The sequence below is a fragment of the Latilactobacillus parafuchuensis genome (assembly GCF_055271665.1).
Genome location: NZ_CM143875.1, coordinates 545,511 through 564,601, shown reverse-complemented (window position 1 = coordinate 564,601; position 19,091 = coordinate 545,511). Strand labels below are relative to the sequence as shown.

The window sequence follows — 19,091 nt, the reverse complement described above, 5'->3', positions numbered from 1 at the left end:
GCATAGATGCCATTTTATTTTACGAAACATGGCAAAAAAGAGATAAAATGATATAATACTACTATCGATTATCAAATTTTAGGTGATAAATTGTCAATGATAAAAACTGGTCGTTGACTGGGTTATCTAATTGGGGGGAGGAATGGGGTGCTGCAACAGGAAAATGTGTTAGGTTGAGTATCGGAGATTTTAGCACTAGTTTGTTTTTATGGGGAATCCCCAGTGTTGATTTGATCATTCAGCAAATTATCAGTCAGATCGGTCATTTCTTAATGACAATAGCGTACTAAATAAAATTATAGGGGAATTATTATGCAAGAAAAGAAAATTGAATACTCATTATCATTATTGTTTTTCTGGATTAAAGGGGTCATCAGCGTTGATTCACGGTTTATCAAGGTTGAAAAAGGAAATACAATTTTAAGTGTGATTCCAGCCGGAAAAAATCGCGAAAGCATTCCATTAAAGAATATTAGTGCCGTTTCAACGTCATCCAGCTATAAAATGGTACCAATTTTGTTTGGACTTTTCTTTTTGTTAATGGGGGTCAGCACGCTGAGCACTAGTTTTATTGGTGGTGTATTGTTGTTAGCTATTGGTGTGGGTGTCTTAGGTAGTGGCGTGCAAACGGCGTTGATTATTCAACGATCAGGTGCTGACTACATCGTCAATGTGCCGTTCTTTGAAAAAGCCAAGGTGCTTGATATTAAAGATACTGTTGATATGGCATTGGCGAATGATGCCGACAAAACTGACTTAGGCCAATATTTCGATAAAAAATAGAAACTCGGGGGAGTATTAGATATGAAACGACGGTTAGGTATCTTTTTAGGATTAATGTTAGGGATTAGTTTATTTTTAAGTGGCTGTGGTGCTGGTTCACTATTAGATAAGGCCGAATTTGAATTTAATGGTTACAATCAACACGGTTCTGCTGAACTAAAATCGGCTAGTAAATTAGCCGTTCTTAAAGAAGTGGCGTTGTATGAAGGTAAAAAAGCCAAGGTTAGTACCAAAACGATGGAGACCTTTGTGGACAACGCGACTAGCGTGGATGATTTAGAAAGTAATACCGGTTTTAGTCAGATTTCGGCGGCCGCTGATGAGACTGAAAAGATTCAAAATTATTTAACCCATATTAATGAAACGGTTATTAATGGTGATTCGGCCGATGGTTTAAAGAACGGCCAAAAAATAACGTTAAAACTAACGGATCAATCAGGTGAACCCTACTTTAAAACTATTTCGAAGACGTTTAAAGTTAAGGGGCTTAAAAAGCAAACTAAGATTACGACTTTTAAGAAAAGTGATTTTAAAAATAAATTATCGGGTACTAATCACCATGGTTTAGTTCGTATTTTCTATGTGGGACATGGACAACATGTAGATGTAACAGCGGCTTTTTCGAAAAAAAATACGTCAATTAGTAACGGTGATAAATTTACAACAGAGCCTTCAGAAATCGCTGATATTTTGGGTAGTGATGGGCAATATGACTTTGCTGGTCCTAAAAATAAGAAGGTCACGCTAGTTATTAGCGGATTGAAATCAGACCAGACGACTATCAAAAATATTAAGGCAATTGATCAAGCGATTAAGACAAAAGCCAGTGCGGCTAAAGCCGATTCAAGTCTGAGCGACATTTTACTTAATCTTCAAGGAAGTACACTAGTACATGCGGCTATTCTCGATAATCAAGCTCGTTTTTATTATAAGTTAACCGATGGAAAATTTATCAGTTTTTATTTTTTGGTTAAGGAAAAGGATCATACACTGTATTTAAATGATAAAGATGATGACAACAATGGTCAGTTATTAGAAAAAGGCTTGACGGTCACTTGGAGTAAACTGGTACCAGCGAATGCTTCAGAATATAATAGCTATTCAGATTTAAAAGAAACTACTGGAGTCGTTAACATCAAATTATCATAGTGTTTAAAGAAACTTTGGGGGATTAATGCATGAAATATCGATTGCTAGGGCTAGGAAGTCTCTTGTTTTGCATTTGTTTATTCGTCAGTGGTTGTGGCGCTAATGGCTTACTGAAAGAAGCTCAGGTTGATTTCAATGGTTATCAACCATATGGGACTGCAAAGGTCAGTGATCGTAGTCGCCTTGCGGTCATGAAACAAGTGGCGTTGTATGAAGGTCAAAAAGCAAAAGTGAATCAAAAAACGTTAAAATCAGTGATTACCAATGCTACTAATATTAGCGATTTATCCAGTGAATTGAAGTTTATTCGGGCGCAGGGGACGACGGCCGAAATTAGCCACGAGCAAGATTATTTTAACCATATGGCAGCAACTCGGTTAAGCTTGAATCGGGTTAGTAAGCTTAAGAATGGTCAGCAGGTCCAATTAACGTTGGTCGATCATTCTGATGAGCCCTATTTTAAAACTGTTACCAAGAAATTCAAAGTTAAGGCTTTAAAAAAGCAACAAAAAATAACGCGTTTTAAAGCCAGTGATTTTAAGTTTAAAACGGCCGGAACTAGTGGCCATGGGCAGATTAAGATTTATTATCAAGCACAGGGGCGGAATCAAGCGGTTACCCAGTTATTCATGAAAGCCAATCAAACTGTTCGTAATGGGAATCAACTGACTGCAACAACCAATCAATTAGCACAAAAGTTGAATGATGGCGGTCGGTATCAGTATAGCGGTCAGGCGAATCAAACGGTTACGGTTAAGGTGGTTGGCTTAAAAAAGAATCCAGTTCAAATGACGAATTTAAAGGCCATTGATCAGGCAATTAAAGCTAAAGGGGCTAAGTATATTGCTGATTATGAACCGGAGGTGGCCAAAGATTACGTTCAGTTTGCGACCAGTCAGTTGGTACATGCTTATTTAGATGGCGATCAGGCCTACTTTATTTATCGAACGACTAATAATCGGTATATCACGTTGGATTATGCTGTTTCGATTGAACGTCAAGCGATTATCTATCGGAGCGATGAAAAAACAGAGGGCGGTAAAAGTTTGGCGACCATCATTAATAATGACAACCATAACGTTGTCGAACGTGCCGAGGATACCGTCAAAATCGATCCCTACCAAGAAAATACGCAAAATAATCAAAATATCATCGATTTTAAACTGTAACGAAATGGGGGAGTGTTATTGTTATGAAACAACGTTGGGGAATTGTCGGGATGGTGGTGTTAGTCAGCTTGTTGGCGGGGTGTTCTGCTAAGTCAACGGCACCAAGTGCTAAACCAAGTAAAACGAGTTCGAAGGTTAAATCAGTATCCGTCAGTCGGGATAAACCGAAAGCCCAAAAAACGGTTGAGACGACTAGCAGTAGTGCCAGTGAGAATAGTCAAACTAGTGCTAGCCAGTCTAGTTCAGCTAAAACCGCACTGTGGAATGATGCTAAAAAACAAGCGTTGCAAACCTTTATGGGCAGTTGGGGTGCGACGATGGGGCAGTCCTATCAATCATATGATTTAACGCGCGATAGTGATTATGCCGGTATTCATTTTCCAAGTCAATTGACACAAACCGATCTGTCGCTTGATGATGTGCCAATTACCGCTGCTTGGAGTACGGATGGGTCTGGTAGTGCTGATTATAACGTTGTTGCAGTTTATTGTGATGAGGATCAAAAAACGGTGGGTGGTCATTTGTACCTATTCACGTTCCACGATGGCGCACCGGTCGTTTTATTGACGACGCAAAATCAAGCGATGCCGGATAATCGATTGCACTTCAATGTGACGGGCAATACCGATTTAAAAGCCGGTTTTACCAAGATTGTTAACGAGCAAACGACCACTAACACCACGTCAACATCTTCGACAACGGCCGAAAAGGCAATTACCTTCGATGAAGCCGTTCAGATTGTCCTTAAAAATCAGTTACCTTATCATGATGATTCTGCGGCGTTTACTTCTTCGAAAATGAGTAATCAAAATAGTCTACCAAATGGCGGTATTGAAATTAAATGTTTTGGCGGTGCCCAAGGCATGAATTTATTTAAATTAACGCCAAAACCGAATAATAGGGTTAACATCACGGCCCAGTACGGGAGTATCCGTGATGGGCAAGATGGCGAAACAGCACCAATTGCTAAGGATATAACAGTCGCACGCTAATCAATCATTGAAAAAGTATATTCCCGATTTGGTGAATATGCTTTTTTTGCTAGTTGTTGGAATCAGATTAATTAAATCAAATGTATTTATAGTATATAATAGTATTGTTTAATACAATAAGAAAGCGTGGTCGGGATGTATAAATACGAGAATGTTGCTAATAATATAATACGAGATATTGAATTAGAAATATTAAGACCCGGTTTTAAACTATTCACGGATGAACAGCTAATGACGCGCTATCAGGTCAGTCGAGTGACGGCTAGAAAAGCGGTCGAGTATTTGATCGATTTAAAATATATTAAAGCTGAAGGCAATAAACGGCTCATTACGAACTATGCTAAACCACTGACGAAATCGTTAAATCATTTTAAAGCCTTACCGTATCAAATCTCAAAACTGGAAATTACGAACGTTATGACGGAGAGTATTGTAGAAAAGGCGAATCCGTTTAGTGACGATATTTTTAAAAGAAACGTCGGGGCCTATTTTAAAGTTGATTTATGGTATCAAGCGCATAATGCCATCATTATCAATACTCAGAGCTTAATTCCAGCGGAAATTGTGTCCGATACTGAAACGGATATGTATCGTAAAAAAGAGATTCAGGATTTAATTGAAAATCAAATTTATGCTTTGGGTCACAATGCGGATATCGAAATCACCGTGGTTGATCCTCGGAAAGTAGGCTTTGCTCACGCGATTCAAGGCGTTTCGAATGCCGCTTTTTATCAAATTAAGGAAACGGTATTTAATAATAATCAAAAAGTTATTTTATACAATGAACACTACGCGTCAATTAAAAATGTCGAACTCATTTTGCAAACGAAATAAAAACAATACTATTTTATCACGTTGACTAGCCGCCAATCCTAATGTAATTTAACGTTAGATGCAATCGATTGCATGAATAAATGACGGAGGGTTATTCATTAATGAATAAAAAGCAGATTGGTCTTAAATACGATTTCAATTTATTGGCATTATTATTGATCCCGATTGGTGTGTCGTTAAGTGTGGTTGGCTATCAATTATCGACGATTCTGAAATTACCGATTTTTATTGATTTAATCGGGACTGTAATGGTTTCGATGATTGCCGGTCCTTGGGTTGGTGCAGCTACCGGAATTCTAGGCAATTTGGTGAACGGAATGTTAAACCCAATTTCAATTCCGTTTGCGTTGGTCTCACTTTGTACCGCGTTAGCCACGGGTTATTTATCCCGTTGGAAAATGTACACGAACGTTTTTGGATTAGTGATTGCCGCGATTATTGTTGATATCGTATCCGCCGCAGCTTCTGCTGTTGTGACGGTGCTATTATTTGGCGGGGTGACCGGTACCGGAACTGATTTTTTAACAGCGGCGTTTCTAGCAACTGGTCAGCAAATCTGGGTATCCGTGATTTCAACTAATTTAATTTCGGGCACCATCAACACAGTGATTAACATGGCGTTGGCCTTATTGATTATTCATAATATTCCACCACGTTTCCTTGTGAAACTCAACTATGGTTGGCACTATATTCCTAAGAAGTTGAAAGAGTTGGAGGAATCTATGCATGAATAATCCAATTAAAAAATTATATCCGACGACCAAATTTTGGTTCGTTTTAGGCATTATCATGTGTGCCGTTTTTATACCCGGCTATCAATTTCAATATAGTGTTTTTATCATCATTGGGATTGTGGCCGCGTTAGGCAACGTGTTAAAGCCCTATTTATTACTGTTCTTTAAATCGATTTTTATTATCTGTCTATTTATATTTATCATTCAATCGGTCTTTATTTATCATGACCAGATTATTTGGCAGTGGCATTGGCTAAGCGTTTCGGCAACTGGTGTCCAGACCAGTTTATCGATGACTTCCAAAATTATTGCAATTGGTGCAACGCTAATTTGTTTTTTCCAAGTGACCGAAGTGAAACAAATTGCAGCCGCGATGCAGAATGCCGGTTGGCCTAAAAAATTTATTTTTGTCATTTTATCAACGATGCAATTGATTCCACAAATGACGGCGCTAACCGCTACGATTACGGATGCCCAAAAAGCACGCGGGGTCGAAACCCAAGGTGGTCTCTGGCAACGGCTTAAATCACTAGTGCCAATGTTGGGCCCAGTTGTGTTAACCGCAATCGAACAAAACGAGGAGCGGGTATTAACGTTACAATCGCGGGCCTTTTCGAATCAGGTCCGACCAACGTTGATGATACCAATGAAGAAGACCACGGTTGATAAAGTGGTTGGGTGGGTAATCATCGTCGCCTTTTGTCTGATTTTCTACGTGGGGGTGTTTAAATGAAACCGTATATTACCTTAGATCAAGTCAGCTATCGTTATCCACTAACGACTGAACTGGCGCTTAAAAATATTTCACTAACCGTTGAAAAGGGTGAAATATTAGGCATTATCGGGGTTAACGGTTCTGGTAAAACAACGTTATGCAATATTATCAGATCGTTTATTCCTAACTTCTATCAAGGAACCTTATCCGGCAGTGTCACCGTTGATGGTCGGGCGCTTGAAACCTATTCAGAAACGGAATTAAGTACGTTAATCGGGTATATTTTTCAAAATCCATTTACCCAAATTTCGGGCGTTAAAGACACGGTTAAAGAAGAAATCGGCTATGGCTTAGAGAATCTTGGTCAAGCGGCTGAGGTGATTCAAGCCAGAGTTAACGAGGTTATTACATTATTAAACCTTCAAAAAATTGAAGATAAAAACCCGTTTGATCTATCGGGTGGTCAAAAGCAGTTAGTCGCTATCGCTGCGATTCTGGCGATTGATCCGGCCATTTATATCTTTGATGAACCAACTTCGCAATTGGATCCGGTTGGTACTCGCCAAGTTTTTGAGATTATCAAACAGCTAAAAGCTAAGCATAAAACGGTGATTATTGTGGAACATAAAGTCGATTTGATGGCGCAATTAATTGATCGGGTGGTTGTCTTGAATCAGGACGGTCAGCAAGTGGCGTTTGATGAACCCGGCCGTGTTTTTGCCCAACTCGATGAACAATATACAGCCGGATTACCGACGGCAACGCAAATTTATAAACAATTAAAAGTTAAATATCAGCTTCCCGAGACGAATACAGTACCAATCAAGACAGAAGAAATTGTCGCCATCATTAATCAGTTGAAAAAGTGAGGTTTTAATCATGAGTATCGTTAAGCTTGAAGATGTTTCGTTTGCCTATCGTCACGATCAAATGGTGATTGAGGCTATCAATTTACAATTTGAAACAGGCACCGCTACTGCGATTGTGGGTCAAAATGGCGCGGGTAAATCGACAACGGTTAAATTAATGAATCATTTATTAACCCCGACTAAAGGGAAAGTACTGATTGAAGGCCAAGACGTCCAAGGTGAATCAACTGCGCAAGTGGCTCGGCGCGTCGGTTATGCGTTTCAAAATCCGGATGATCAGATTTTTAATAACACCGTCAGAAAAGAAATTGCGTTTGGTCCTAAGATGAGTGGTCTGGGGAAGGCTGAATTGGAGACGCGGGTGCAACAAGCTGCCCAGATGACGGGTTTGGAAAATGAATTAGATGAACATCCGTATAACTTCCCGTATTCATTACGTAAATTTATTTCGATTGCAGCGATCATCGCAATGGATCCTGCGGTCTATATTTTTGATGAACCCACAGCGGGGCAGGATTTTGTCAGCCGCCAAAAGTTGGTGGGGATTATTGATGAACTGGTTAATCAAGGCAAATGTGTGATTGTGATTACCCATGATATGGAATTTGTAGCGGCTCATTTTAAACGAGTGGTGGTATTATCTGAACAGCATGTTTTAGAGGATGGGACACCAACAGAAGTATTTGGCAATGCCGAACTAATGCAACGGGCGAATATTGAAGCACCAGAAGCGCTCAAGATTGCGCAACAACTAAATTTAACAGAAAAACCATTAACGGTGACTGAACTGGTTAAACAACTATGAATTTGAAAGGATTATTGATTGATGAAAAATATTATTTTTGATTGTGATCCAGGACACGATGATGCGCTAGCCTTGTTTGAAGCGATTGCGCACCCGGAGGCACTCAATATCCTGGCAGTCACGACGATTGGGGGCAATCAAACTCTGGAGAATGTCACCCAGAATGCCCAACATATATTGGCTGTGACACACGCTAACATTGAATTGGCAACCGGTCAATCGAAACCGTTGGTGAAAGAATTTTATCCGGCGACCAATGCTCACGGACAATCAGGGATGGACGGGCATCTTTTTGATGAACAAGATTTAAATTATCCGATTAGTAGTCAAAATGCGGTGACTTTTTTACGCAAGAAACTACAAATGGCGCCGGCTTTAGTGACGATTGTTGCAACCGGACCGTTAACCAATATCGCGCTATTATTGAAAGCTTTCCCGGAAGTGAAGGATGATATTGAAGAAATCGTCATCATGGGCGGGGGCCTGGATCACGGGAATGTGACCAAATCCGCTGAGTTTAATATTTGGACTGATCCTGAAGCCGCTAAAATTGTTTTTTCAGCAGGCATTCGGATTGTGATGGCCGGGTTAGACGTGACTGAAAAAGCGTATCTGACGTTCGACGAAATTGAAGCCTTTAATCAACAAGGACCGATTAGCCAAATTGTCTATGATTTATTAAGTTTCTATTTTGAATCAGGCAAACAATTTGGTTTTAAGAATAGTCCGATTCATGATTTGTGTACGATAGCTTATTTATTAGATCCAACGATGTTTATGGGTCAAGAATATTCGGTTGATGTTGTGACGGATGATTCGAGTGCCCGGGGGACGACAATCGCGGATAAACGATTGTTACCAGAAAATAAAAACACGACGTTAGTTTTATTGGATGTTGAACGTGAACGCTATCGAGATTTAATCTGTGAATCAATTCGTCAATTAGATTTAGTCTAAGCTTAGCAAACAATCAAAAAAAGTGGCCCCGACTGGGGCCACTTTTTTTATAGTCTTGTGCGATCAATTTCGGTGCGGATTTCTTGGAAGGTTTGTTCCGTTTGGTCTCCGTTGCTGATGGCAACCATCATGAACAGACTATCAATCAAACTGATTTGGGCAATTAAGGCGTGTAGGGCCTCGGCTTGATAATTGGTTTCTTCAGAAATTGACAGTAAAGTGACGTCCCCGAGATTGGCCAAAGCTGAATTGCCAAAACTAGTGACGACGATCAATGGAACCTGCCGTTCTTTTAGAATGCGTGCGAGTTCGAGCGCGTCTTTATTTTGACCGCTGTGCGAAATGATAATGGCGCAATCGGTCTCTGTTAGTTTCGTTGCTTGCATTAGTTGCATATGATAATCTTGCTGGAAGACGGTCGGGATTGTGGTCCGTAAGAATTTATGATAACCATCTTGGGCGACAATTCCAGAAGCTCCTAAACCAAAGAGACCCAGTAATTTAGTCCGGTTGATGAGACTAACGGCTTTTTGTAATTGGGTTTCAGTCAATAGTGACCAAGTGGCTTTTAAGGCGTTACTATTGGCTGAAAAAATTTTTTCGGCCATTGTCACGAAACTATCTTGTTCGCCAATTTCATGAAAGAGTGGCGATTTGAGTGGTTCTTTGGTTAATAAGGCTAATTTTAAAGCTTGGAAGTTAGTGAAGTCGAGCGCTTTGGCAAAACGCGAAATAGTCGCAGTTGATACCTGACAATCGGCAGCCAGCTCCTGAATGGTTAATTCGGGATTAAAATGTGTTTGTTTCAAAATATAATCAGCAATTTGTTGATATTTATCACTTAAACGGTCGTAATAGGAATGGATTAATGAATCAATATTTTGTGGCATGGGGTAGAACCTCCTGAATTGATTATCATCAGTATAGCATAGCGATATCTAATGAAAATTTTTTTCTTGAAAATGCTTGTGTTAAGAAAAAAGTTTTCATATAATAATGATAGTGTTGAAAATACGGATAATGACAAGGGGATTTTACAGATGAAATTAGCGATGATCGGGTTAGGCAAGATGGGGATTAACTTGGTGGCTAACTTACGCCGCAACGGCCATGAAGTGGTAGCCTATGATTTGAATCAAGCAGCAGTCACGGAAGCCACGAATTTAGGCGCAATTGCCGCTACTGATTTAGACGATGTCATTGCCCAATTACCAACACCAAAGATTGTCTGGGTGATGTTACCCGCTGGCAAGCCAACCGATGCGACGATTCAAACGTTTAGCGAAAAACTAAACGCCAACGATATCTTAATCGATGGTGGTAATTCATTTTTTGAAGATTCCCTGAAACATAATGAGTTGTTAAGCGCGCAAGGCATTAAGTTCTTCGATGCTGGGACTTCCGGTGGGATGAGTGGTGCTAATCACGATGGTAACTTCATGATTGGTGGCGATGACGCCGAAGCCTTTAAGATTATCGAACCGATTTTTGAAGGGATTGCCCAAGAAAATGGTTACCTGTATACCGGTAAAGCCGGCAGTGGTCATTATTTGAAGATGGTCCACAACGGGATTGAATACGGGATGATGCAATCAATCGCTGAAGGGTTCGACGTTTTGGAACATGGCCAGTTTGATTATGATAACGAAGCCGTCGCTAAAGTTTGGAGTAACGGTTCAGTGATTCGTGGTTGGCTCATGGAACTAGCTCAATCTGCCTTTTCAAAAGACCCTAACTTGGAACAACTCAAAGGTGTCATGCATTCTTCTGGCGAAGGCAAATGGACTTTGGATGAAGCCTTGAAATTACAAGTGCCAACACCGGTCATCGCGATGTCATTGATGATGCGCTACCGGTCAATGGAAGATGATACCTTTACGGGTAAAGTCGTCGCGGCTTTAAGAAACGAATTTGGCGGGCACGCTGTCGATAAAAAATAAATCGGCTAATGGCACGCTTAAAAGTGGGGGTTAACGATGAAATATATGATTGGCATTGATGTTGGAACTACGAGTACTAAAGCGGTTCTATACGATTTAACCGGGCAAGTGAAAGCCTCCGCGAATATCGGCTATCCGTTATACCAAACGACACCGGAGATGGCGGAAGAAGATCCGGCCGAAATTTTTGATGCGGTGATTACGGTTTTAGGGCAAGTCATGCGTGAAGGTCATGTTCAATCAGGTGAACTGCAGGGCGTTAGTTTTTCCGCAGCGATGCACAGTTTAATTTTGATGGACGCTCAAAATCAACCGTTAACGCGCGCGATTACCTGGGCGGATAACCGGGCCGCTAAAGAGAGTCAGAAATTGAAGGACAGCGACGTTGGCCAAGCAATTTATCAACGGACGGGGACCCCAATTCATCCGATGGCCCCCTTGTCTAAGATTATCTGGTTACACCGGGAAAAGCCTGAATTGTGCGCCCAAGCAGTCCAATATATTGATATCAAAACCTATATTTTTCAACGTTTATTTCACACTTACAAAATGGATTATTCAATCGCTTCGGCGACGGGATTGTTCAATATTTTTGAACTAGATTGGGATCAACAGGCGCTAGAGGTTGCCGGAATTACTCGAAATCAATTGCCGGAATTAGTGCCTCCGACTGAGCAAATACGAGGCTTGGCTGCGGCCTATTGTCAAATGACTGGGATTAGTACTGACGTGCCGTTTATCTTTGGCGCTAGTGACGGTGTTCTATCCAACTTAGGGGTCGGCGCAATCGACCCCGGAGTGGTTGCGGTGACAATTGGGACCAGTGGCGCCGTGCGCGTCGTTGTCGATCAGCCAGTCGTTGATCCGGACGGTAAATTATTTTGTTACGCGTTGACAAAAGACAAGTGGGTCGTTGGCGGACCGGTCAACAACGGTGGGATTGTGTTCCGTTGGGTCCGCGAGCAATTATTTGCGCCTGATCAATTGGCAGCGGCACATAAACCGACCGCAACCTACGATCAATTAACCCAGATGGCTGCTAAAATACCGGCCGGTTCAGACGGGTTATTGTGTCATCCCTATTTAGGGGGTGAACGCGCCCCCCTCTGGAATGCAGATGCCCGTGGTTCATTTTTCGGGTTAGCACGCCAACATACGCGTGCGCATTTAGTCCGCGCGGCTTTAGAAGGTGTGGTTTATAATCTCTACCAGGTGATGCAACTGATTGAAGCGGTGTCTGGAAAACCGAAGCGAATTCAAGCGACCGGCGGATTTGCCCAATCTGAACTATGGCGGCAAATGTTAGCCGACGTTTTTGAACAGGATGTGACCATTCCCGCTAGCTTTGAAAGCTCGTGTTTGGGAGCGGCCGTGTTAGGGATGCAAGCGCTAGGTCTGATTGATGATTTGGCAGCCGTTAAAGACATGATTGGTGTCACGCAGGTTCATCAACCGAATAAGGCCAATGTTGCTGTCTACCGCGAATTATTGCCGATTTGGTTGCGACTGACGCATGAGTTGGATTCAGAATACAGTGCGATTGCTGATTTTCAACGGCGGCATGTACATTAAATGATAATTCAAAAAGCAGTTGAAACGTCCTGAAATGGGCGCTTCAACTGCTTTTTTAGAGATTTTATTTCGTTTCTTTGGCTTGACGCGCTGCGCGGTGGTAGATTAAACGGATAATTTTATCAATTTCGGTGAGCACTAAAATTAATAAACCAGCGGCAATCGCGACACCCCATTCAAGCATCGTTAAGGGTTCGGTGTAGAAAACGTGTTGCATGAATGGTACGTAAGTTAAAATCAATTGTAACGCGAGCATTAATGCGATAATCAAGAAGGCTTTCGGATTGGTGAAGAAGGCTTTTGAGAAAGCTAATTCTTTGGTCCGAATGTTAAAGAGATAACCAATCTTACTGATGATAATCATATTGACCATCATCGTGCTGGCAGTCGCTTGGTCAACGCCCTTGCTGATCAACCATTGATAGGCGATTAAACCGAACAAGGCCATCAAAATTGAAACGTAGGCCATTTGGAAGACATCGTGTTTGTTCATTAAAGATTGACCGGTTTTGCGGGGTTTACGATACATAATCCCAGATTCAGCCGGTTCGAAGATAAATGCGAACTGAATCGTAATCGCGGACACCATGTTGATCCACAAGAGTTGCGTCGCTTGGAGTGGCATCGGTTGTTGCATTAAAATCGTGAACGCAACAATCAAACCTTCAGCAAATGAAGTTGGCAATAAGAATAAGATACTCTTCTTGATATTGTCGTAAATCCGGCGCCCTTCAAAAATCGCTTTCGACATGGTTGCGAAGTTATCATCGGTTAAAATCATATCGGCCGAATCTTTGGCAACATCGGTCCCTTTAATCCCCATGGCAACGCCAATATCAGCTTGTTTTAAAGCAGGGGCATCGTTGACACCATCACCGGTCATCGCCGTGACTTTATGGCGTGCTTGGAGTGCTTGGACGATTTCGAGTTTATTCTTCGGTGTTGTCCGTGCAAAAACTTGATGGTCAACAGCAGCGGCTTCTTTTTCTTCAGCGCTTAACTGTTCCCATTCAGCACCGGTAATCGCTTTGATTTGGTCGGCTAATCCTAATTGTTCGCCAATGGCTTTGGCAGTAGCGGGGTGGTCACCGGTAATCATCTTAACGTCAATGCCGGCACGGTTCATTTCTTTTAAGGCTTGAATGACTTCATCACGTGGGGGATCAATAATGCCAGCTAAGCCGAGTAATTGAATCCCGGTATTGAGTTGTTCATGCGTTACCTTATCAATCGTGTCAGCGACGTCGAGATAACCAACCGCAATCACCCGTTTACCTTGTTCTGATAAGCGTTGAACGGTCGTTTGCCAAGGTGTAGTGTCAAAATGGGCATCGAATTGGGCTGCCATTGGGAGTAATTTATCTGGTGAACCCTTTAAATAAATCCGGTGTTGGCCAGTCGGTAAGGTCACCAGTTTAGCCATGTAACGGTAATCAGAATCGAATGGTAACATATCGAGTTCTTCGTTGGCTGGAATTGTTTGGTCGGGGTGGACTTTATAATAGGCCGTTAAGAAGGCACCATCGGTTGGTTCACCATTGATCACCCAGCCCTGATCCGTTTTCACTAACGTGGTATCGTTGGCTTCAAAGCCCGCTTCTAAAAAGAGGTTCAAGCGATCGTTGAGTTCAACCGGTTGACCGTCGATTTGAATGGCACCTTCTGGGACGTAACCGTTACCAGTTACTTGATACGTTTGTTCGGGGGTGATGATTTCTTTAATCGTCATTTCATTTTTAGTTAACGTCCCGGTTTTATCGGTCGCAATGACATCGACTGCGCCTAAAGTTTCAACGGCGGGTAACGTTTTAACAATGGTATGTTGCTTTTTAGCCATTTCGCTGACACCCATCGCTAAAATAACGGAAGTCGTGGCTGGTAAACCTTCAGGAATCGAACCAACGACCATAGCAACGATTGCGACGGCTAAGACGGAGACCGAGTAAGTCCCGAAAACGAAACCTAAAATAAAGAGTAAGACGGCGGCACCAATCACGACGTAAGAAACACCGGCACCAACGCCGTTGATTTCACGCATTAATGGTGTGACGCGCGTTTTCGTTTGATTAACGGCCGTTGAAATTTGGCCAATTTCAGTTTGGTCGGCCGTTGCGACAACGACCCCCATCCCACTACCGTTGGTTACGGAAGTTGAGGCGAAGGCCATGTTCAGTTGTTCGGCCAAAGGCACTGCGGAGTCGGCCAAAGGTTGATCCGTTTTGATGACTGAATCGGCTTCACCGGTTAAAGTTGCTTCTTGAATCCGCAGGTTTTCAGCGAAGACAATCCGTAAATCAGCTGGAATACTATCGCCAGCTTCTAAAAAGACGACATCGCCGACGACCAATTGATCAGTCGGGATATCGATTCGTTGACCATCTCGATAAACCGTGGCTTCAGTGGCCAATAATTGTTTGATGCGTTCTAAGGCATTCGATGCATTGGCTTCTTGATAGTAGCCAATGACGGCGTTAATAATCACCACTAACCCGATAATAATCGCATCTGAATAATGGCCCATTAATAAGGTTAATAAAGCAGCCAATATTAGAATGTAGATAATCAAGTTATTGAATTGTCTTAAAAAAAGGACCCATTTAGAGGTCTTATGACTGACGAGTCGGTTAGGACCGTCTGCCAATAATTTAGCGGCCGCGTCTTTTTGACTTAAGCCTTGTTCGAAGTCATTCTCCGTATAATGAGACTGTAGTTCTTCGATGGTTAACTGATGAGCGTTTGATATTTTTGTCATGGTAAAACTCCTTTATAATAGTGACTGAATACGGGGTTGCACCCACGGCTTATTCTTGTCTAAAAAAAGGAATCTCAAAATAAATCAAACACGACGCCTCGTCAGAGCTATCTGTCAAACCAAGTCACCTCCTAAAAATTTAATCACTAACACTAAAATATCAAGAAATTGTATTTATGTCAATCTAATGAGAATTATTAGCAAATATTTAATGAAAACGACTTTGCCAGGGGAAAAAACTGTGCTAGGATAGAAGTACAAATAAAGTTAATTCGGTTGAAGCATTGCGCATTCAAGATTTCCTTCTTTAGGGTGGTAGAGGGGAATTTTGGTGCGCTTTTTTGATGAAATGAAAGGAATTTTTAGATGGCAACTTTAGCAATTATTTTAATCAGTACCTTATTAGCAGGACACCTCAGTAAACGGGTGGGCTTACCCGCGGTGATTGGTCAACTGCTAGTCGGGATTATTTTAGGTCCAGCCTTATTGGGGATTTTACATGAGGATAGTTTTATCCATACCTTTTCAGAAATCGGCGTGGTCTTGTTGATGTTTATCGCTGGATTGGAAAGTGATTTGGCATTATTGAAACGGTATCTCAAACCGAGCGTTGTCGTGGCGGTCTTGGGTGTCGTTTTACCCGTTGGGGCGATTACCGTCTTATGTCGACTATTTGAAATTAGCGCATTAGAAAGTTTATTTATAGGTGTGATTTTTGCCGCAACTTCGGTTTCGATTTCGGTTGAGGTGTTGCGTGAATTAAATGTTCTGGAAAGTAAGGAAGGCACCATTATTTTAGGGGCTGCCGTGGTCGATGATTTATTAGCGGTGATTATTTTAAGCGTCCTAACCAGCTTGTTTGGCGATCAATTAGCCACTTCTAGTAGTAGCCATTTAAGTTTGGGGATTAGTTTTGCCTTACAAATTGCATTCTTCGTTGTCGTGTATTTCAGCGTGAAATGGTTGGTACCCGGCATTATGCACCTTAGCCAACGGTTATTGGTGCCATATTCGAATGCCATTGTTTCGTTAACGATTTGTTTCCTATTTGTTTGGTTAGCAGAAGCGGTCGATTTGAGTACCGTTGTTGGTGCCTTTTTTGCCGGAATTGCGATTTCACAGACACCGTATAAGGCAGAAATCAATCGGCATATTGAACCAATTGGTTATACGGTTTTTATCCCGGTTTTCTTTGTCAGTATTGGATTATCGATGACGTTTAACGATTTAAACCGCCATTTAGTCTTCATTATATTGTTGACTATATTAGCAGTTGTCACTAAATTAATTGGTGGTAGTTTGGGTGCTCGCGGTTTTGGGGTCTCAAAAGCGGGGGCTAAAACGATTGGTGCGGCGATGGTCTCTCGTGGTGAAATGGCGCTAATCATTGCTCAGATCGGTTATGGTGCTAAGCTAATCAGTGAGACGTATTATTCAGCCATTATTTTTGTCATCATATTAACGACAATCATGGCCCCACTGATTTTGAAAGGGGCCATTAAGCGACAACAAATGACGGAGGCTGAAATTTAAAAATGACTGATGGGCTAAATATAGAAAGGACAATCTGTCTTTAACTGAGTCATCAGGACAGTCAGACATAATTAGTTGATTAATGAATTAATAAAGGGTGTGCACTATTAAATAATAGACAACCATTATAAAATTTTTCTAATGATAAGCATAGGTAAATTGTTGACTTGTGAAGTTGAACACGATATACTTTATTCACGGTCAAAAATTAATTAACGAGGTATGTAATCATGACAATTGTTGTAGGTGATTTAGTTCGCTGTCAGTCCAATGAATTGATGACGGAAACTTACATTGGTAAGGTCATCGCGAAGTGGGATCATTCAGTGCATGTGCTAATATTGCATTATGCGCCGAATGATCGACACGTTGTTCATGAATTGATGCAGCGGATTATTGTGCATCGACAGCAATTAAGCAATATCTCGTTAACTAAATTGACTTGTTAAGATTAATTCATTCCTCCCCCCTAGTAAACAGTCGTTAACCTCCCCCGGTGACGGCTGTTTTTGTGTGCGCTGAAATTGGATTCGGTTTCAAATCAAGTGGTGTCAAGAATAATGGAAATGTCATCAATTTTTTTAAACGAGTTCTAGGACAATTGAAACAAGTTATGCTAAACTAATGAAGGATTATGTGAGCGGTGGGGACCAGTAAAGTTAGGTTATCCTAAAATCAAAGTCATTGAATCCTAATAGTTGTACGACTCAATCGAAGAGAAAGAGGTGCTTTTATGGATAAGAAGCAGCGAGAGAATTCACAACAAAGTGAAGTCGATCAAGAAAAGCATGAGAAATTTATTCATTATGCTGATGGTAGTAGTTTGGAAGAAATCAACAATACCGTTGCGATTCCAAAGAACGCGGGTTTTTGGAAGACCTTAATGGCTTTCATGGGACCAGGGGCGTTAGTCGCAGTAGGTTACATGGATCCCGGTAATTGGATTACGTCAATTGCCGGTGGTGCTCAGTATGCTTATACGTTGATTAGTGTTATTTTAGTATCAAACTTAATTGCCATGTTGCTCCAAGCAATGGCAGCCCGGCTCGGAATTGTGACGGGCATGGATTTAGCCCAAATGACGCGGGCTAAGACCGGCAAGAAAATGGGGATTTTCTTGTGGATTGTCACCGAATTAGCCATCATGGCCACCGATATCGCCGAGATTATTGGTTCGGCAATCGCGTTAGAATTGATTTTCAATATCCCGCTATTATGGGGCGTTCTCATTACTGCATTTGATGTATTATTGCTATTATTATTGATGAAACTTGGTTTCCGTAAAATTGAAGCCATTGTGGCGACTTTAGTGGCCGTTATTCTATTCGTCTTTTTATATGAAGTGATTCTAGCACAACCTAATATGGTCGACGTTGCAAAAGGCTTTGTACCAAATCCTAAAATTGTCACGGATCGTAAGATGTTATTCTTAGCATTAGGAATCGTCGGGGCAACGGTGATGCCGCATAACTTGTATTTACATTCATCAATTGCCCAAGCACGGCAATACGACCGTGATGATGTTGCTGAAAAACGGAAAGCAATCAAGTTTACGGTTATTGATTCTAATATTCAATTATCGATTGCATTCATTGTTAACTGTTTACTATTAATCTTAGGGGCCGCAATGTTCTTCGGGACTAATAGTGAGTTAGGACGCTTTGTTGATTTATTTAACGCCTTACAAAACAAAGAAATTGTCGGCAGTATTGCCAGCCCAATGTTGAGTTTATTATTTGCGATTGCCTTATTAGCTTCTGGGCAAAACTCAACGATCACCGGGACGCTTTCAGGACAGATTGTCATGGAGGGGTTCGTCCGCATGAAGATTCCATTGTGGGCAAGACGAGTGATTACGCGGGGATTATCAATTCTACCCGTTATCATCTTTACGGTTTATTATCACGGTGACGAAGCCCAAGTCGAAAACCTATTGATTTATTCACAAGTTTTCCTCAGTGTGGCGTTACCGGTATCTATGATTCCATTGACGATGTTTACCAGTGATGAAAAAATTATGGGACCATTCGTCAACCGACCATGGGTTAAATACACCGCTTGGTTTGTAACGGTTGTGCTAACTCTTTTAAATATCTATCTGATTTTACAAACAATTGGCTTAGTCGCCTAAATCAAAAAGCTGTCCGTCACTCGATAATGTGAGCGATGAACAGCTTTTTTTGATAGGGTTACATTTATTGGTAATTATAGTTTTTTAGCTAACCTGGTTAAGGACCACTAGTTGTCAAGCTTGCATTAGTCTATACTAACCATAACGAAATTATAT

The 19,091-nt window shown here is 41.4% G+C and carries 17 protein-coding genes; 15 read left to right on the top strand and 2 right to left on the bottom strand.

Going from position 1 to position 19,091, the window contains the following annotated elements; genetic code table 11:
* Positions 1 to 312: 312 nt before the first annotated feature.
* The 10 genes from ACVPPQ_RS03100 (at position 313) to ACVPPQ_RS03055 (ending at position 9,007) form a co-directional block, all read left to right on the top strand.
* The gene (locus ACVPPQ_RS03100; protein ID WP_463495640.1) at positions 313 to 783 is read left to right on the top strand and encodes a hypothetical protein; all 471 of its coding nucleotides are present in this window, start codon (positions 313 to 315) and stop codon (positions 781 to 783) included.
* A gap of 21 nt (positions 784 to 804) precedes the next feature.
* Entirely contained in the window at positions 805 to 1,932 is a 1,128-nt protein-coding gene (locus tag ACVPPQ_RS03095) for a hypothetical protein (protein WP_463495639.1), read from the top strand.
* Positions 1,933 to 1,961: 29 nt separating this feature from the next.
* The gene (locus ACVPPQ_RS03090) at positions 1,962 to 3,101 is read left to right on the top strand and encodes a hypothetical protein (protein WP_463495637.1); all 1,140 of its coding nucleotides are present in this window, start codon (positions 1,962 to 1,964) and stop codon (positions 3,099 to 3,101) included.
* 23 nt (positions 3,102 to 3,124) lie between these two features.
* Positions 3,125 to 4,093, top strand: a complete 969-nt coding sequence (locus ACVPPQ_RS03085; protein WP_463495635.1) for a DUF4767 domain-containing protein — start codon at positions 3,125 to 3,127, stop codon at positions 4,091 to 4,093.
* Between the two features lie 135 nt (positions 4,094 to 4,228).
* Entirely contained in the window at positions 4,229 to 4,927 is a 699-nt protein-coding gene (locus tag ACVPPQ_RS03080; RefSeq protein WP_463495634.1) for a GntR family transcriptional regulator, read from the top strand.
* Positions 4,928 to 5,028: 101 nt separating this feature from the next.
* Entirely contained in the window at positions 5,029 to 5,661 is a 633-nt protein-coding gene (locus tag ACVPPQ_RS03075; RefSeq protein WP_463495632.1) for an ECF transporter S component, read from the top strand.
* Positions 5,654 to 6,394 (top strand): energy-coupling factor transporter transmembrane component T, encoded by a 741-nt coding sequence (locus ACVPPQ_RS03070; protein WP_463495630.1) that lies wholly within the window; start codon positions 5,654 to 5,656, stop codon positions 6,392 to 6,394. The genes ACVPPQ_RS03075 and ACVPPQ_RS03070 overlap by 8 nt, the downstream gene beginning before the upstream one ends.
* The gene (locus tag ACVPPQ_RS03065) at positions 6,391 to 7,245 is read left to right on the top strand and encodes an energy-coupling factor ABC transporter ATP-binding protein (protein ID WP_463495628.1); all 855 of its coding nucleotides are present in this window, start codon (positions 6,391 to 6,393) and stop codon (positions 7,243 to 7,245) included. Before ACVPPQ_RS03070 ends, ACVPPQ_RS03065 begins: the two co-directional genes overlap by 4 nt.
* A gap of 10 nt (positions 7,246 to 7,255) precedes the next feature.
* Positions 7,256 to 8,050, top strand: coding sequence for an energy-coupling factor ABC transporter ATP-binding protein (locus ACVPPQ_RS03060; protein WP_463495626.1), 795 nt, complete (start codon positions 7,256 to 7,258; stop codon positions 8,048 to 8,050).
* A 21-nt stretch (positions 8,051 to 8,071) separates the two neighbouring features.
* On the top strand, positions 8,072 to 9,007 hold the full coding sequence (locus ACVPPQ_RS03055) for a nucleoside hydrolase (protein WP_463495624.1): 936 nt from the start codon (positions 8,072 to 8,074) through the stop codon (positions 9,005 to 9,007).
* Positions 9,008 to 9,054: 47 nt separating this feature from the next.
* Here the strand turns inward: ACVPPQ_RS03055 and ACVPPQ_RS03050 are convergent, their stop codons facing one another.
* The gene (locus ACVPPQ_RS03050; protein ID WP_463495623.1) at positions 9,055 to 9,897 is read right to left on the bottom strand and encodes a MurR/RpiR family transcriptional regulator; all 843 of its coding nucleotides are present in this window, start codon (positions 9,895 to 9,897) and stop codon (positions 9,055 to 9,057) included.
* A 150-nt stretch (positions 9,898 to 10,047) separates the two neighbouring features.
* On the opposite strand from ACVPPQ_RS03050, the gene gnd reads away from it, so the two are divergent.
* Both gnd and gntK read left to right on the top strand, forming a co-directional pair.
* The gene (gene gnd, locus ACVPPQ_RS03045; protein WP_463495621.1) at positions 10,048 to 10,947 is read left to right on the top strand and encodes a phosphogluconate dehydrogenase (NAD(+)-dependent, decarboxylating); all 900 of its coding nucleotides are present in this window, start codon (positions 10,048 to 10,050) and stop codon (positions 10,945 to 10,947) included.
* Between the two features lie 36 nt (positions 10,948 to 10,983).
* Complete coding sequence (gene gntK, locus ACVPPQ_RS03040) at positions 10,984 to 12,519, top strand: gluconokinase (protein WP_463495619.1); 1,536 nt, start codon at positions 10,984 to 10,986, stop codon at positions 12,517 to 12,519.
* 64 nt (positions 12,520 to 12,583) lie between these two features.
* Here gntK and ACVPPQ_RS03035 read toward each other — a convergent pair whose 3' ends face one another.
* A complete protein-coding gene (locus ACVPPQ_RS03035) occupies positions 12,584 to 15,271 on the bottom strand; it encodes an HAD-IC family P-type ATPase (protein WP_463495617.1) in 2,688 nt (895 codons plus the stop codon).
* 366 nt (positions 15,272 to 15,637) lie between these two features.
* Between ACVPPQ_RS03035 and ACVPPQ_RS03030 the strand changes: the two genes are divergently transcribed.
* From ACVPPQ_RS03030 to ACVPPQ_RS03020, 3 genes are all read left to right on the top strand, one after another.
* Positions 15,638 to 16,804, top strand: coding sequence for a cation:proton antiporter (locus ACVPPQ_RS03030; protein ID WP_463495615.1), 1,167 nt, complete (start codon positions 15,638 to 15,640; stop codon positions 16,802 to 16,804).
* Between the two features lie 230 nt (positions 16,805 to 17,034).
* Complete coding sequence (locus ACVPPQ_RS03025) at positions 17,035 to 17,253, top strand: hypothetical protein (protein WP_463495613.1); 219 nt, start codon at positions 17,035 to 17,037, stop codon at positions 17,251 to 17,253.
* 284 nt (positions 17,254 to 17,537) lie between these two features.
* On the top strand, positions 17,538 to 18,935 hold the full coding sequence (locus ACVPPQ_RS03020) for an Nramp family divalent metal transporter (protein WP_025082647.1): 1,398 nt from the start codon (positions 17,538 to 17,540) through the stop codon (positions 18,933 to 18,935).
* Positions 18,936 to 19,091 lie beyond the last annotated feature (156 nt).

What these genes read in the sequence shown, in the direction of transcription:
- ACVPPQ_RS03100 (WP_463495640.1), top strand. Translation starts at nt 313, where the DNA reads ATGCAAGAAAAGAAAATTGAATACTCATTATCATTATTGTTTTTCTGG.
- ACVPPQ_RS03095 (WP_463495639.1), top strand. Translation starts at nt 805, where the DNA reads ATGAAACGACGGTTAGGTATCTTTTTAGGATTAATGTTAGGGATTAGT.
- ACVPPQ_RS03090 (WP_463495637.1), top strand. Translation starts at nt 1,962, where the DNA reads ATGAAATATCGATTGCTAGGGCTAGGAAGTCTCTTGTTTTGCATTTGT.
- ACVPPQ_RS03085 (WP_463495635.1), top strand. Translation starts at nt 3,125, where the DNA reads ATGAAACAACGTTGGGGAATTGTCGGGATGGTGGTGTTAGTCAGCTTG.
- ACVPPQ_RS03080 (WP_463495634.1), top strand. Translation starts at nt 4,229, where the DNA reads ATGTATAAATACGAGAATGTTGCTAATAATATAATACGAGATATTGAA.
- ACVPPQ_RS03075 (WP_463495632.1), top strand. Translation starts at nt 5,029, where the DNA reads ATGAATAAAAAGCAGATTGGTCTTAAATACGATTTCAATTTATTGGCA.
- ACVPPQ_RS03070 (WP_463495630.1), top strand. Translation starts at nt 5,654, where the DNA reads ATGAATAATCCAATTAAAAAATTATATCCGACGACCAAATTTTGGTTC.
- ACVPPQ_RS03065 (WP_463495628.1), top strand. Translation starts at nt 6,391, where the DNA reads ATGAAACCGTATATTACCTTAGATCAAGTCAGCTATCGTTATCCACTA.
- ACVPPQ_RS03060 (WP_463495626.1), top strand. Translation starts at nt 7,256, where the DNA reads ATGAGTATCGTTAAGCTTGAAGATGTTTCGTTTGCCTATCGTCACGAT.
- ACVPPQ_RS03055 (WP_463495624.1), top strand. Translation starts at nt 8,072, where the DNA reads ATGAAAAATATTATTTTTGATTGTGATCCAGGACACGATGATGCGCTA.
- ACVPPQ_RS03050 (WP_463495623.1), bottom strand. Translation starts at nt 9,897, where the DNA reads ATGCCACAAAATATTGATTCATTAATCCATTCCTATTACGACCGTTTA.
- gnd (WP_463495621.1), top strand. Translation starts at nt 10,048, where the DNA reads ATGAAATTAGCGATGATCGGGTTAGGCAAGATGGGGATTAACTTGGTG.
- gntK (WP_463495619.1), top strand. Translation starts at nt 10,984, where the DNA reads ATGAAATATATGATTGGCATTGATGTTGGAACTACGAGTACTAAAGCG.
- ACVPPQ_RS03035 (WP_463495617.1), bottom strand. Translation starts at nt 15,271, where the DNA reads ATGACAAAAATATCAAACGCTCATCAGTTAACCATCGAAGAACTACAG.
- ACVPPQ_RS03030 (WP_463495615.1), top strand. Translation starts at nt 15,638, where the DNA reads ATGGCAACTTTAGCAATTATTTTAATCAGTACCTTATTAGCAGGACAC.
- ACVPPQ_RS03025 (WP_463495613.1), top strand. Translation starts at nt 17,035, where the DNA reads ATGACAATTGTTGTAGGTGATTTAGTTCGCTGTCAGTCCAATGAATTG.
- ACVPPQ_RS03020 (WP_025082647.1), top strand. Translation starts at nt 17,538, where the DNA reads ATGGATAAGAAGCAGCGAGAGAATTCACAACAAAGTGAAGTCGATCAA.